Below are 14,440 nucleotides of genomic sequence, written 5' to 3' on the forward strand. Positions count from 1 at the left end.
GTCTCCATCATCAGAAAGTGGTGCGCAGCGAGAAGGTCACGAAGTTGCGGTCCTTCAAGGCCTGCTTGAACTGGACGTTGGTGTTCTTGTCCACCGAGCCGCCGATCGGGCCCAGGTAGTGCACGTAGTTCAAAGAAGCGATCCAGCGACCGAGGTAGGTGCCGGCGACGCCGATGTTGAAATCGCCACCTTTGTCAACACCGAAGGCGTTGCCCACGGCCGAAGACTTGCCCCAGGTGTAGCCCAGGCCGACGCTGGGGGAGATGTCGACACCTGGCAAGGCCTGGCGGTAGCTGGGCGAATACACCATGCGCACACCGGTGGCCGACTTGTCGGCGTTGGGGTTGAGCATGTCGGCGTTCTTGTTCACCTTGGTGCGGGTGTTCCAGGCGATCTCGCCCAGGAAGCTGGCTTCCCGCGAAATGAAGCTGGGGCCCAGGCTGGCCAGCCACGAGAAGTTCAGGTGCGCGGTTTCGCCGACGGCATAGCCTGGATTCTTGTCGTTGTCTTTGGTCACGCCCGCGCCAACAGCCGGCAGCACGTTTTGCACCGAGCTCGCCAAGGGCGTGTTCTGGCGAATGGATGCCTCGCCGGCCAGGCTCCAGGAGCCCACGGTTTTCGCTGCGCTCACGCCGAAGGCACGGATGCCCTGGTGGTAGGCCCACCGGTAGCTTTCGGCAGCCAGGTTGCCAGGACCGCGCGGGCCGGGCGGGAAGCCGCTGAGGGTGGTGAAGTTGTTGCTCGGGCCAGTGGCGTGGTAGCGGATGGCATAGAGACCGAAGTCGGTTGCGATGTCTTCGGCGTTCCAGCGCAGCTGCAAGCCGCCCTGTCCGCTGTCGCTGGCATCGATATCGGGCGCCTTTTCGAAGGAGCCAATCGGGCCGGCGTTGATGCGCTCAGCGCCAGCGCCCAGGGTATCGGAGGCCGACAGGTACGCGCCCACTGGCATCAAACGGGTTTTTTCCCATTCGTAGCCAATGTAGCCACCCAGAGTCAGCTCGTCGCTCAGTTGCACCTGCCCGGAAAGTTTGCCGGTGGGGCGGGCGATTTCCTTGAATTGGGAATTGGGTACCGACAGCAGCTTGATCAGATCTAGCGGGGCCTGACCGCCAGCGATGCCGTTGGCACCGAAGAACAGCGTCTCGCCCCACAACAAGGTGTGGCGGCCCAGGCGCATGGTGACGGGCTTGTCGGCCAGATCGAAGCGGCCCCATACAAAGGCGTCGAGCAGTTCTGCATCGCGACCCATGGCTTTTCGGGTGTCCGACGTGAACTCGCTGGCTGGCAGGTGGTTGGAACTGCGGGTGGTGTTGTCGGTGCTGCTGTTGTAGACCGTGTCGTACCACGCCGACCCACTCAGGCGAAGCCCGTAGTTCCGGCTTTGCAGGTCGAACTCACTGAACACGTCGAGCCGGTTGGAGACCATGCCCTTGCCAAAGTTGTTGTCGCCATCGTTCTGGTTGCCATTGTCCTGACCGCCTGCGAGCTCGGGCGATGCGTCCTTGACACGAAAGGCATTGCTGTATTTGACCGTGTTGTCCCAACGGGCCTTGATGTCGGGGTTTCCAAGGTCCAGCTCCATGGCCTGTGCTCCGCTGGCCATGATGGATGCGGCGCCAATGGCTGTCAGTCGGCGCGCCAACGCGCGGTGCGTATGCCGTTTTTTCATCTTTGTCTCCAGGTTGGTTTTGTGTGCACCCCATTGGTGGTCCGGCTTTGCTCCAGCAAACCCATATGGGGTGAAAGCGGACTGTACGGAGGTAAGACCCATCTGAAAAATGGATTGATTTGATATGTCAAATCGATTTGAATGATTCTTTTAGGGTTAACCCGAGATGTTGAGTTTCAGCAAACGAAGGCTCGGCCTTGCCGTTTGAATTGGCCCACGAGAGGGTTGAAGTCGGCGCAGATGGTGCTTCTGGAGAGGAGCCCGTTGCGGCGCGGAACGGGTGGCAGAAGCGGGCAGCCATGCGCTCACCCTGGGCGCAGGTGTTGCCGGGTTGGCCTGCAGGCCCGCGAACCTATTGCGGAACCGGGCTGCCTCGTTTGAAAGTTGGCACCCGTCTGGAAGACGGGGTGAGGCTCTAGCGCTCGCTTCAGTGCGCCACGGGGGGCGGTGGTGCGCTCAAGGGTGAGGCATGGAAGGCGGCGAGGCGCCATTGGCCATCGGCTTCCAATGCCCACACCTGCGTGACCATGGATTCCAGCAGCAGCTCGTCGGTCTGGCCGCGTTTGCGGGCGCGGTTGATCTGTTTGCCGTGCATCACCGCCGCTGTGTCACCGAGCGACACCACCCGCAGGCCTTCGCGCCGCAGTTCCAGCGATTCGACCAGGCCGCTCACGAAGCGGAGGTAACTCTCTTTGGTGTCCACGTTGCCGCGGATGTGGGTGTGGATCAGCGCGGGCGAGAGCATGTCGCCCAGCCGCTGATAGTCCTGCTCGACCACGCAGCGGCAGCGCTCGGTTTCCAGGGCCGTCAATTGTTCAGTGATGGTCATCGTTTGCACCCCTGCTTGTGCGGGCGCGCTCATGTCGGCCAGCCGATCAGGGCGGCGGCGTTGCCGCCCAGAATGGCGGCGCGTTCTTCGTCGCTCAGGCCGGTGGTCGCATCAACCAGCGAGTGGATGTCGTAGTGGCCCATGTCGAAGGGGTAGTCGGTACCGACCACCACCTGTGAAGCGCCCACCCGTTCGATCAGGTGGCGCAGCGCCATGGGGTCAAAGACCACGCTGTCGAACCAGATGCGCTTGAGTTGCTCGCTTGGCTTTTGCTTCGTGTTGACCGCGGCCTCGGGCCGCACGGCATGTGCGTGGTCGGAGCGGCCGAGGTAGGTCGGCAGGTATCCGCCACCGTGCGCGGCTACGATTTTCAGCTTGGGATGCGCTTCGAGCACACCGCCAAAGATCAGGCGCGACAACGCGATGGTGGTTTCCAGCGGTTGGCCGATGGTGTTGACCAGGTAATGGCTGGCGGTGCGCTCGCCGAGCGTGGTGCCAAAGGGGTGGATGAACACCAGGGCACCTAGCGATTCGGCCTTGGCCCAGAAGGGCGTCAGCGACGGGTCGTCCAGCTCCAGCCCGTTGACCGAAGTGGAGATTTCAACACCCTTGAGGCCAAGCACCGTGATGGCGTGTTCCAGCTGTTCGCAAGCCAGCTCAGGGTGTTGCAGAGCCACGTTGCCAAAGCCAGCCAGGCGGTCGGGATGCGCGGCGCAGAGCGCGGCGATCGATTCGTTTTGCACGGCAACGATCTTGCGCGCCAGATCGAGGTCGGCCCAGTAGTAGTACTGGTTCGGCGAAGGGCTGATGACCTGCACGTCGACGCCCATGGCGTCCATGTCGGCCAGGCGTTGCTCGATGCGGGTCAGGCGCGGCCCGGCGGTGGGCAGCATGCTGGCGTTGTTGTGCGCGATCGATGCCTCGCCCATGCTCGCCAGACCCATGGCGGGCTCGGCCGCCTTCTGCGGTGTGCCCGCCACCAGGCCTTCGACGGCGGGGATCAGCGCATGGCAGTGGAGGTCGATGGTCAGGCGGCCGCGTTTGCGCCCGGCGACATCGGTGGGGTTGCGTTCACCTGGGCAGCAGGCTTCGTCGTTGCAATGGTGGAACCACATGGGGGTTTGTCTCCTGTTGTCAGTTGGGTTGGATGAAGTGGCGCCGCTGGCGCTGCATCGAAAAAACTTGCCGGTCAGCGTTGTTCGGCGATGACGGGGGTGCGCTGCGTGCCGAGTCCCGTGATCGAGCCTTCGACGGTGTCGCCCGGTTGCAGGAAGCGCTGGTAGTGCGTGCCATTGCCGGAGGGAGACCCGGTGCAGATCAGGTCACCCGGCAGGAGCTGCACCACGCTGGAGAGGTGTTCGATCAGGCGGGCCACGCCGAAGATCATGTCGCTGGTGCTTTCGTCCTGCATGGTCTGGCCATTGAGCCTGAGCTGCACCTGCAGTTGTTGAGGGTCGGCGATCTGCGAGGCCGGCACGATGTAGGGGCCGACCGGCAGATAGGTTGGGCAGGACTTGGCCGTCAGCCAATCGGTGCCCATGGCCTTCATGTCGCCGCTGGTCCAGATGTGGTCGCGGTTGGTGATGTCGTTGGCGATGGTGTAGCCGGCCACGCAACTCAGCGCCTCGGCCTGCTTCACATAGCGCGCCGGCGCGCCGATCACCACGGCGAGTTCAAGCTCCCAGTCGGGCTGCTTGGCAAATGCCGGGATGGCAATCGGGTCGAAGGCACCGCTGAGCACGGACACCGGTTTGGAGAAAACATAGGGCGAGCCTTCGCTGCGCCGGCGGGTCATCAGTTCCTGTGCGTAGGCGCGAAGCTGTGCCGGGTTCATGCCATCGGTGCCGGGCGTTTTGCCGGGGCCGAGATCGACGATGAGGTCGACCACGTGTTTGAAATAGTTCGCCCCGCACATGAAGATCTGCCGCGCAGCGACAGGGGGATGAACCGTCAGGTCGGCCATCGGCACGAGGCATTCGATCGCCGCACGAGCGGCGGGTATGGATGGATTGGCCAGGGCGTTGGCTGCGGCTTGCAGCGCTGGCGACGAGGCAGACCATTGCTCAAAAAGCGCCAGTGTCGAGCGGGCTTGGGGGAGGGGTTGCTTCAGATCCCGGCACAAGCCGTGCAGTGCATCCAAGGCGATGACTCGGTCGCCATCGAGCACAAAACCCGCAAATGGCGGGCCATCGGCGTGCGAAAAAGTGCCCACTGCGTAGCGGGCGAGGGCCTGTTGTTCGGGCATGGTTGGCTGCTTTCTTCGGGTTGCCTTGTGGTGACGGCTCGAAGAATAGGCAGTTCAAACCCATATGCCAAATGGGTTGCCTCCATGCTTGCCAGTGATATCAAAAATATCAGGGTTAACCCGATGCTTCTGGTGCATCGATGGCCAGGCTGGCTTGTTGCATCAGGGAACGCAGCCAGATCAGCCCTGGGTCTTGGGCTCGGTATTTGTGCCACTGCATGGTTTGTTCCAGCGCGGGCATGGGCACCGGAATGGGCATCAGCTTGATCGGCAGGGAGGGTACCAGTCGCCGTGCCAGGCGTTCATGAATGGTGGTAATCATCTCTGTGCCAATCACCAGGAAAGGCATGGCGGTGAAGCTGTAGGTGGACACCTGCGTGAGGCGCGAAACGCCATAGCGCTTGATGAACCATTCCTCGAAGGCTGGCTGACTCGTGCCTTGAGGGCGCATCACGATGTGCCCTGCATTGGCATAACGCTCGGGGGTCAGTTCGCCGCGCGCAATTTGGCTGTCGCGCCAGGCAATGCACACGAATTCATCCTTGAAGAGTGTCACGCTCGGGTGCTCCTGCGAGACATATGCCTTGGGGATGATCAGCAGATCGGTCTCGCCACGTTCCAGAGCCCTGTCGGGCGAGTTGCTCTGTGGTTGCAGTTTGAAACGGACTTTGCTGCCCAGACGGCTGGCAATGGCCAGCACATGTGGAATCAGGATCTCCATGGTGTAGTCGGACACGAACAGCGTGAACTCGCGATCGGAAGTGGTGGGGTCGAACTCGGGAAGCGCGGCCACCGTGGTGTCGATGCGCAGCAGCAGGTCGTGTACCGCTTCCCGCAACACTTCGGCGCGCGGCGTGGGCTCCATGGTGCGTCCCACCTGAACCAGCAGTGGATCGTTGAAATAGTCTCGCAGACGGCTCAGCGCATTGCTCATGGCCGATTGACTCAGATGAACCCGCTCGGCAGCCCGTGTGATGTTGTTTTCGGTCAGCAGCGCGTCCAGGGCCACGAGCAGGTTGAGGTCTAGGTTTTTGAAACGCATGCGATGGTGGTTTGTGCAGAGCTGCCCGTTTGGTATTCGGAATACAGATGGTTTATGAGCAACCAATTCATTTTACCAATGCGACGGCGATCCCAAAACCCTGGCAAACCCTGCCCTGGGCCCGCAGGCGAGTTGGGTTGCCACAGTGGGGGGGCCAGCCGTGCCGCCTGGCCATGCGCCTGCGCAGGGGCTCTCGGGTGCCTTCGCCGCGTCGGCGCCTCGCGCTCTACCATGTGCGGGAAGCCTTGGTGCTGGGCTCAAGCCAGGTCGGTTGGCCTTCAACAAAATGTGTGGGCCCGCAGGCATGTTCTGCCCACACGCCCATGCCTGGCCGCCTGCACGGGCACGTCGATTCGTGTTCCAGCCCTGACAGCAGGGGCAAGGGGCTCTATCGGGCTTTCTTGAGGTTGGAAATCATGACGGCCACCACGATGATGGCGCCGACAGTCATGCCGTGCCAATACGGATCCACGTTCAGTATGGTCAGCCCGTTCTGGATCACGGCAATGAGCAGTGCGCCTATGGCTGTGCCAATCAAGCGGCCGTGGCCTCCGGTCAGCGGCGTGCCGCCGATGACCACGGCTGCAATGGCATTCAACTCGTAGCCCTGGCCGGCGCCAGGAGGGGCGGCGCCCACGCGCGCTGCAAACACGATACCTGCTATGGCGCAGCAGACGGCCGAGATGACGTAGGGCAGGATGCGCGCGCGCGCGATACTGATGCCAGAGAGTCTCGCTGCTTCTTCGTTCCCGCCCAGGGCAAAGAAGCCCCGACCCGCGACGGTGTAATTCAAGAGCAGCCAGACCGCAGCGGTCGTGACGATGGCGATCCAGATGGGAATAGGCAAGTGAAAGATGGTGCCGTCGGCCAGGTAGAGCACCTCTGGTGGAAACGACATGCCGGGATGCCCCTGGCCGATGTTGAGCACCAGACCGCGTGCGATGCCCATGGTTCCCAGCGTGGCAACAAATGCGGGGACCCGACCAAACTGGATGATCATTCCATTGATGACGCCAAACACCACAGTGCAGCCGCAAGCGATGGCCATCGATACCCATATGTTGATCTCGTCAACGTTGTTCAATCGCGCGGTGATCACGACGGCAAGGGCGATCAACGATCCCACCGACAAGTCGATGCCACCCGCCAGGATGACCACCGTCATACCCAGCGAAATGATCAGGTTGATGGAGGCCTGCTTGCCAATGTTCAGAACGTTGTTGGGGTCGTAGATAACGGGGTCGTAGAGGCTGAGCCCGAGGAACACCACGCACAGGCACACAAAAGCGCCCAGTTGCTGTTTGTTGTCTCGAATGAATCTGGAGGTTGGCATGGTGATGACCTTTTATGCGCTGACCGCGGCATGGAGCAGCGTTTCTTCGTTGAGTTCGTTTTCGGACAGATCGGCGACGATCTTTCCTTTGGCCAGGACGATGACCCGATTGCAAATGCCAACGAGTTCTTCGACATCGCTGGACGCCACGATGACGCAACCCCCGGTGTTGGCCAAGGCGCTCATCAGCGAATAGATCTGGAACTTGGCCCCCACGTCGATGCCGCGCGTCGGTTCGTCGAACAACAACACAGACGAGCGTGCCAGCAGCCAGCGGGCAAGCACCACTTTTTGCTGGTTGCCACCGCTCAGATTCAAGACCATGTTGTAAGGGTCGGCAGGGCGCACATCGACCTGGTTCATGAAGTCGGCAGCACCCAGGCGCTCCTTCGTCAGCGACAGGAATGGTTGCGCGAACTGCTTCAACGAAGACAGCGTGACGTTGAGGATGTTGTTGGCGGTGAGCACCAGTGCCTGCTCTTTGCGGCTCTCCGGGAGCAGCCCCATGCCCGAGCGGATGGCATCGCGCGGCGAACGGATGGAGAGTATCTGGTCGTCCAGGGAAATGGAGCCCGCTTCGAGCGGATCGGCGCCGAAGATGGCACGCAGGAGTTCTGTCTTGCCTGACCCGATCAAGCCGCTGATACCGACAATCTGGCCTCGATGGGCTTCAAATGAGATGCTGTCGAGTTTGTGGTTCTTCAGCCCCTCCAGCTTCAGGCCCTGAGGCTGTGCGCTGTCGGGTTTGGGGGGGAACCGGTCGGCCAGATTGCGCCCCACCATCAGGCTCACGATGTATTCGATGCTGACCTCTTGGGCCTTGCAGGTTTCAATGTTTTTGCCATTGCGAAAGACGGTCACGCGGTCACAGATCCGTTGAATCTCTGCGAGACGGTGGGAAATATAGATGACCGAGACACCCCGTTCGCGCAAGCCGTGCAGGAAGGCAAAAAGGGTGTCGGTCTCGACATCCGAGAGGGCGGAGGTGGGCTCGTCAAGAATGAGTATCTTGAAGTGTTGCTTGCGGCAAGCCTTGACGATCTCGATCATCTGCTGGGTACCAATGCCCAGATCGCCGGTGATGTCGAGTGGCTGGGCCTTGACGCCAAACTGGGTCAGCAGCGCTTGCGTTTCCTGCACCATGCGCGACCAGCTGACAAAGCCCCTGCGCGTGGGCCATTCACCCAGGTAAATGTTTTCGGCCACCGTCAAATGGGGCACGAGCGAGAGCTCCTGGAAGACCACGCTGATACCGGCCTCATGGGCTTTGGCCGGGGAGTTCAGTGCAGCCGGCTTGCCCAGGAGCCTGATCTCGCCAGAGTCGCGTGCATGGGCACCGGTGATGATCTTGACGAAGGTTGATTTGCCCGCACCGTTCTCCCCCAGCAGGGCGTGAATTTCGCCGACCTCGAGTTCGAATGAAACCTGGTCGAGCGCTTGAACACCGGGAAACGACTTGCAAAGATCTTTGGCACTGAGTGCAGAGTTCGACATGGCGTCTGGACGTTGTTTGGCGGCGTGCGCCGGCCTGCGTCGATCCGGCGGGGCCGGTTCGACGATGCAGGACGGGGAGGGTGGACGGGCCCCCAGCGCCAGGGCAGGTGCCCAGGCCGGGGACGGCGGAACTCGGGGGAAAGAACCGGTCGTGGACCGGTTTACTTCATGTACTTGGCGACATTGCTGGCGTCGACCAACTCAGGAGCAATGTAGGTCTCGGGTGGAATGCCGTCGCGTTTGCCGCCTTGCTTCACATACTGGATGGCGTGCTTGAGACCCAGGCCCACCATCGCCTCGGCATCCATGCGGATGGTCGCGGCCAATGAGCCGTCTTTGATGCCTTTGTATCCGGCGTCCTGACCGTCGTAGCCGACGATGATGACCTTCTTGCCGGTTTTGGCCGAGGCCACTGCGCGCGCTGCGCCCACCGCCAGGTTGTCGGATTCGCCGAAAACGGCGTCCACGTCGGGGTTGGCCTGCAATACGTTGGTCATGACCTGCAGGCCCTCGTCTTCGGTCCAGTGCGCGCCCTGTTTGGCCACCACTTTCAAGCCCGGATGCACCGCAGCGCCCAGGTCAAAACCCATGGTGCGCAGAATCTGAACAGGGTTGCCGGTTTCCCCTTGCAGCAGCGCAATCTTGCCTTGACCACCCAGACGGCTGGCGATGTAGTCGACGGCCATCTTGCCGCCGGCACCGTTGTCAACGCCAACGAAAGACACGACATCGGTCGTGTCGAGGCGGTTGTCAATGTTCACCACGGCGATGCCAGCCTTCATGGCCTTGCTCACCACGGGGACCAGGGCTTTCGGGTGACCCGCCACCAGGATGATGAAGTCGACCTTTTTCGTGATCAGGTTTTCAATGATGGCGATCTGGCCAGCGTAGTCGCCAAAAGAACCTTCCGGCGCATAACGGGTGACTTCTGCGCCCGCTTCTTTGCCCAGCTTGACGGCCAGATTGGCCATGGTGATCTGGAACGCGTTGGTGGTCAGGTCCATCACGACCATTGCACCCTTCAGTGGTGCTGCATGACTGGATGCCGCACTGCCCAGGGCCAGGACCGAAAAAAGAACCGCAGATAGGAGCCGTTTAAGCATGGAAAACCTCTTCAAAGGATGGATGCAGGGAGCACGGTGATGTGCTGACATGATGGTATGACGAGATGATGAGCAGTTCACTTAACGTTTTCCCGGGGGTCCGGATTCGGGGCGACTGGCCGCGTTTTGTCGCCGAGGGGCCGCAACGTGTTCTCTCTGTGGCTGGCCTCTGGTGAGGCGCTGTGTGAAACAATCCTCCACTCGTGACCGGGTCGGTGGTGTGAGGTGGCCTCAGTCCGCTTTTTGCACCGTCCTCAGTTGCCGCGCCCAAACGACCCGACACTTCACATGAACCAAGGTAGCTTCGATTTCAATGCCCCTCCAGAGCGAGAGGCCCCTGCGGTTGCTGCAGAGGCCGCCCAGGCTGACCCGAAAAAAGCTGCGACAGAAGCGGTGGCTGAACAAGTGCCAGTTGCACGCAGTGATGAGCCAGATCGCAACAACGCCGACGGCGAAGTCCTGGCCCGACGCCTGGAGCAAAACCCCGACTTTCGTGTCTTGCGACGGCTGCGGCCGGTCAGCGACTACGGCCCACCCCCGGAGGGCGCGTCCCGGTTTGCACAGGTGCTGGTGCTCGACACCGAGACCACCGGCCTGTCACACGCCGCCGACAAAATCATCGAACTGGCCATGCTGCTGGTGAACGTGGATCTGGCGACCGGTTTGCCGTTTGGCCCGGTGGAGCTGTTTGAGGGGTTTGAAGACCCGGGCATGCCCATTCCCGCCGTCGCCAAGGACATCACCGGGATCACCGACCAGATGGTGGCGGGCCAGCGCCTGGATGATGGCTTGGTAGAGGCCATGGCCGCGCGGGCCGACACGGTGATTGCCCACAACGCCGGGTTTGACCGGCCGTTTGTAGAGGCGCGTTTCCCGGCGTTTGCATCCAAGGCCTGGGCCTGTTCGTTCAAAGACATTGACTGGAAGGCCGCAGGCTCGGGCTCCTCGAAGCTGAGCGCCCTGGCGGCTGATCAGGGCTGGTTTTACGACGCACACCGGGCCCAGGTTGATTGCCATGCGTTGCTGCAGGTTTTGAGTCGACCCCTGGGTTCAATGGGCGCCACAGGCTTGAGCCTTTTGAACGACGCTGCGGCCTTGCCCAGTTTCAGGCTGGCTGTGACCGGTTCGCCGTTTGAGTCCAAAGACGCACTGAAGGCCCGGGGCTACCGCTGGGATGCCGAGGCCAAGGTGTGGGGTTGCGCGCTGCCCGACGAAAGTGCGCTGGAGGAGGAGCTGGCCTGGCTGGCAAAGGCGGTCTACGGCGGGCGCAACGCCAGCGTGGAGGTGGAACTGCAGGACAGCCGGGTGCGTTACTCGGCGCGCCGTGGCGAGGTATCGAAGCGGCGGCTCTGATGACCCCCTGTGTCAGGCCATCGTGGGCGCCTGGCTTTCAGCGGGTGAGGTCAGGCAGGCCAGAATCGCCGGTGGAATGGGCGCCACCTGGCGTGAGGGTCGGTCAATAAAGACGATGCCGATTTTGCCGCGCGCGACTTCGCGGCCCGAGGCCACGTCGTTCATGCGGAACACCAGATCAAAACCGTATTTGTTGAAGTCATCGGGGGTCATGTTGACCCGCATGGTCTCGCCGTGGTACCCCTCGGACTTGTATTGGGCCACGATGTCGCCGACCACGAGCGAGTAGCCCGCCACGCTGGACTCTTGATAGCCCAGTGATTTGAAGAAGCGCACCCGAGCCTCCGATACCAGCGTCAACAACTGGGCGTTGTCCAGGTGTCCGCCCTGGTTGACATGGCTGATGTAGATCTGGATGTCGGTGGCGAAACGGAAATCGGCGGGGAGTTCGAACTGGATGCGTGCCATGGTTGCAGGTAAATCAGGCCTTGACCGGCTCGCGCATGGTCACAAATTCTTCGGCTGCGGTGGGGTGGATGCCAATCGTGCTGTCAAAAACGGCTTTGGTGGCCCCTGCTTTCATGGCCACAGCAAAGCCCTGCACAATTTCACCGGCCTCCGGGCCCACCATGTGCAATCCGACCACGCGGTCGCTGGTGGTGTCCACAATCAGCTTCATCAGGGTTCGTTCGCTGCTGCCCGAGAGTGTGTGGCGCAGCGCTTTGAATTCGCTGCGGAAGACCGTGATGTCACCGAATTTTTCGCGGGCTTTTTCTTCACCAAAACCCACGGTGCCGATGTTGGGGTGGGTGAACACGGCGGTGGGGATGAAGTCGTAGCTCATGTCGCGTGCTGCCTTGCCGGTGGCCGGGCCAAACAGCTGATCGACCACCACCATGGCCTCGCCCAGCGCCACAGGCGTGAGCTGTACGCGGTTGGTCACGTCGCCCACCGCGTAGATGTGGGGCACGTTGGTCTGGTAGCGCTCGTTGACGATCACTTCGTTCTGACCGCCCTGGGCCACGCCCACGGTGTCCAGCCCCAGGCCTTTGACGTTGGGCACGCGCCCGGTGGCGTAGAGCACGGCGTCCACCATGATCACGTTGCCGCCTTCGCACTCCACCTTCAGGCCGTCGCCGGTTTTCTGAATATCCACCACATCGGCGTTCAACCGCAGATCCACGCCCGATTTGATCATCTCGCCCGCTACAAAATGCCGGATCTCGTTGTCGAACCCGCGCAACACCTGCTCCCCGCGGTAGAGCTGGCTGACTTTCGAGCCGAGTCCGTTGAAGATCGACGCGAATTCGCAAGCGATATAGCCTCCACCCACAACCAGCAGCCGCTTTGGAAAGGGTTCCAGGTCAAACACCTCGTTGGAGGTGATGGCATGTTCCCGGCCCTTGAAGTGGGGCACGAAAGGCGTACCGCCGGTGGCGATCAGGATGTGCTTTGCGGTGAATTGCTGGTGGCCGGGCGAGCCGTCGGCGTTCAGTGTGGCCAGCGTGATGGCGTGTTCACCATCGATGCGGGCGAAGCCATTGAGCACGGTCACGCCCGAGCCTGAGAGCAGGTTGCTGTAGACGCCGTTGAGGCGGCCGATTTCTTTGGCGCGGTTGGCCTTCAGGGTGCCCCAGTTGAGGCTGGGCGTGGTGCCTTCCCAGCCGAAGCCAGCAGACTCATGGAAGCTCTCGGCATAGTGGGCCGCGTAGCTGTAGAGTTTTTTCGGGATGCAGCCCACGTTGACGCAGGTGCCGCCCAGGCCATCGGTGCCCAGGGTTTCGGCCAACGCCACGCGCGCGCCGCGCTGGGCCGCCATGCGCGCGGCGCGCACGCCGCCGCTGCCGCCACCAATGACGAAAAGATCGAAGTCGAAAGCTGATGCCATGTCAAAAAGTCCTTGTGTGATGGCTAGATGTTAAGTCGGTCGCACAATGCGCGCATGGATCCCTCTCAACTCCCTGTTGTCCGTCAGGGCGTCACGCTGGTGCTCGGTGCGGGCGGTGGTCTGGGTGCCTCGTTGGCGGGAGCGCTGACTGCGCGCGGTGAAGCGGTGATCTTGCTGGGTCGCGACACCCTGCCGGCATTCGACTACCGCGATACCGCGTCGATCGAACGCGGCGCTCAGCATGTGGCTAACCAGCTGAACCAATGGGGGCAGCCGCTGGTCCGCGTGCTGGTGACCACGGGTTTCTTGCACGGCCTCTTGCCCAATGGCGAAATGGCCACGCCCGAGCGCAGCTGGCAGCAGCTGGACGCCACAGCGCTGAGCCACAGCTTCCTGATCAATGCAATCGGTCCGGCCATGGTGATCAAACATGTGTTTCCCTTGTTGCCGCGCCAGGGCCGTTGCGTGGCAGCGTTCCTGTCGGCACGCGTTGGCAGTGTGGGTGACAACCTCCTCGGCGGGTGGTACGGGTACCGCGCGTCCAAAGCCGCGCTGAATCAACTGGTGCACACCGCAGCGATCGAACTGAATCGGCACAACCGCGCGGCGGTTTGCGTGGCCTTGCACCCGGGTACGGTGGACACGCATCTGTCGCGGCCGTTCGCCAAAACCGGTTTGCAGGTGCGCACGCCCGATGTGGCCGCCGACGAAATTCTGGCCGTGGTCGATGGACTCAGCCCCGCGCAATCGGGTGGTTTCTGGGACCACCATGGCAGACCGGTGCCCTGGTGAGGGGGGCGGATCAAGCGTTTGAATCGCCGCTTCTGCGATTGGTTTTTGACCGGCGCTCTGCCATCTCTCGACCCATACCTGCGCGGTCATGGGCTTGCAGGCGCTTTCTTGCCTCGGGGTATGCAACCGACTCCTCCAGCATGATGTGATCCAGATACAGCGCTTCGAAAACATCAAACGCATGGCGCAGTTCGCGTGTATCAAACCAGAGGTTGCCATTTGCTGCGGCATCCAGTGACGGGGCGATTTGAAACCAGTTTTCCTCCAGCCAGCCGTGGTCTTGCATCAGGCGCTGGATGGTGCGAACGACCGTCTCATCCTGGCTGCTGAGCAGGGCTGGGAAAATATGCTTCTCTTCGTCGAGGTGGTGTTGGCGGCCTTCGGTATTGAAAAAGTGCAAGATCTTGCGGACCTTGTCGCGGTTGGCGGCGTTCAACCCTTCAGACTCGATGGCATCGATCAAGGGGCTCAGTTGAATCAACTGGGCCATGATGTCGCGGTGGGTGCTGTCGAGGAACTCGAAAACGGCAGGGGCAGCGGGAGCAGCGTTCATGGTGATGTTCTCCAGAGTGAGAGACATTTCATCCTACGAAGGCAACGCCGGCCGCCTTTTGATCTGGCTCAAGGGTTGGGTGATCGCCGAGAACCCGCTGGGGTTGCAACCCGGGTAGTGCATCCGCCCAGTCAGCTCA

13 protein-coding genes are annotated in these 14,440 nt (G+C 61.8%); 2 read left to right on the top strand and 11 right to left on the bottom strand.

Features of this window, described 5'->3' with window-relative positions:
* Nucleotides 1-10: 10 nt before the first annotated feature.
* From LPB072_RS03490 to LPB072_RS03525, 8 genes are all read right to left on the bottom strand, one after another.
* Complete coding sequence (locus LPB072_RS03490) at nt 11-1,669, bottom strand: DUF1302 domain-containing protein (RefSeq protein ID WP_066092558.1); 1,659 nt, start codon at nt 1,667-1,669, stop codon at nt 11-13.
* 427 nt (nt 1,670-2,096) lie between these two features.
* Nucleotides 2,097-2,498, bottom strand: a complete 402-nt coding sequence (locus LPB072_RS03495) for a nuclear transport factor 2 family protein (RefSeq protein ID WP_157694159.1) — start codon at nt 2,496-2,498, stop codon at nt 2,097-2,099.
* Nucleotides 2,499-2,527: 29 nt separating this feature from the next.
* Nucleotides 2,528-3,613: an amidohydrolase family protein gene (locus tag LPB072_RS03500; RefSeq protein WP_066091640.1), complete on the bottom strand. Its 1,086-nt coding sequence runs from the start codon at nt 3,611-3,613 to the stop codon at nt 2,528-2,530.
* A gap of 74 nt (nt 3,614-3,687) precedes the next feature.
* Nucleotides 3,688-4,743, bottom strand: a complete 1,056-nt coding sequence (locus tag LPB072_RS03505; RefSeq protein ID WP_066091645.1) for a fumarylacetoacetate hydrolase family protein — start codon at nt 4,741-4,743, stop codon at nt 3,688-3,690.
* 115 nt (nt 4,744-4,858) lie between these two features.
* On the bottom strand, nt 4,859-5,785 hold the full coding sequence (locus LPB072_RS03510; RefSeq protein WP_066091648.1) for a LysR family transcriptional regulator: 927 nt from the start codon (nt 5,783-5,785) through the stop codon (nt 4,859-4,861).
* A 388-nt stretch (nt 5,786-6,173) separates the two neighbouring features.
* The gene (locus LPB072_RS03515; protein ID WP_066091652.1) at nt 6,174-7,118 is read right to left on the bottom strand and encodes an ABC transporter permease; all 945 of its coding nucleotides are present in this window, start codon (nt 7,116-7,118) and stop codon (nt 6,174-6,176) included.
* A 12-nt stretch (nt 7,119-7,130) separates the two neighbouring features.
* A complete protein-coding gene (locus LPB072_RS03520; RefSeq protein ID WP_066091654.1) occupies nt 7,131-8,612 on the bottom strand; it encodes a sugar ABC transporter ATP-binding protein in 1,482 nt (493 codons plus the stop codon).
* Nucleotides 8,613-8,773: 161 nt separating this feature from the next.
* On the bottom strand, nt 8,774-9,715 hold the full coding sequence (locus LPB072_RS03525; protein ID WP_157694160.1) for a sugar ABC transporter substrate-binding protein: 942 nt from the start codon (nt 9,713-9,715) through the stop codon (nt 8,774-8,776).
* Between the two features lie 288 nt (nt 9,716-10,003).
* On the opposite strand from LPB072_RS03525, the gene LPB072_RS03530 reads away from it, so the two are divergent.
* Nucleotides 10,004-11,068 carry a 3'-5' exonuclease gene (locus LPB072_RS03530; RefSeq protein ID WP_082876982.1) on the top strand — a complete coding sequence of 355 codons (1,065 nt, stop codon included), beginning with the start codon at nt 10,004-10,006 and terminating at the stop codon, nt 11,066-11,068.
* Between the two features lie 12 nt (nt 11,069-11,080).
* Here the strand turns inward: LPB072_RS03530 and LPB072_RS03535 are convergent, their stop codons facing one another.
* On the bottom strand, nt 11,081-11,536 hold the full coding sequence (locus tag LPB072_RS03535; RefSeq protein ID WP_066091660.1) for an acyl-CoA thioesterase: 456 nt from the start codon (nt 11,534-11,536) through the stop codon (nt 11,081-11,083).
* Nucleotides 11,537-11,549: 13 nt separating this feature from the next.
* Nucleotides 11,550-12,956: a glutathione-disulfide reductase gene (gorA, locus tag LPB072_RS03540; RefSeq protein ID WP_066091664.1), complete on the bottom strand. Its 1,407-nt coding sequence runs from the start codon at nt 12,954-12,956 to the stop codon at nt 11,550-11,552.
* 54 nt (nt 12,957-13,010) lie between these two features.
* On the opposite strand from gorA, the gene LPB072_RS03545 reads away from it, so the two are divergent.
* Entirely contained in the window at nt 13,011-13,748 is a 738-nt protein-coding gene (locus LPB072_RS03545) for an SDR family NAD(P)-dependent oxidoreductase (protein WP_066091671.1), read from the top strand.
* A gap of 10 nt (nt 13,749-13,758) precedes the next feature.
* Here LPB072_RS03545 and LPB072_RS03550 read toward each other — a convergent pair whose 3' ends face one another.
* The gene (locus LPB072_RS03550) at nt 13,759-14,301 is read right to left on the bottom strand and encodes a hemerythrin domain-containing protein (protein WP_157694161.1); all 543 of its coding nucleotides are present in this window, start codon (nt 14,299-14,301) and stop codon (nt 13,759-13,761) included.
* Nucleotides 14,302-14,440 lie beyond the last annotated feature (139 nt).

The organism is Hydrogenophaga crassostreae (assembly GCF_001761385.1).
Classification (GTDB): Bacteria; Pseudomonadota; Gammaproteobacteria; order Burkholderiales; family Burkholderiaceae_C; genus Hydrogenophaga; species Hydrogenophaga crassostreae.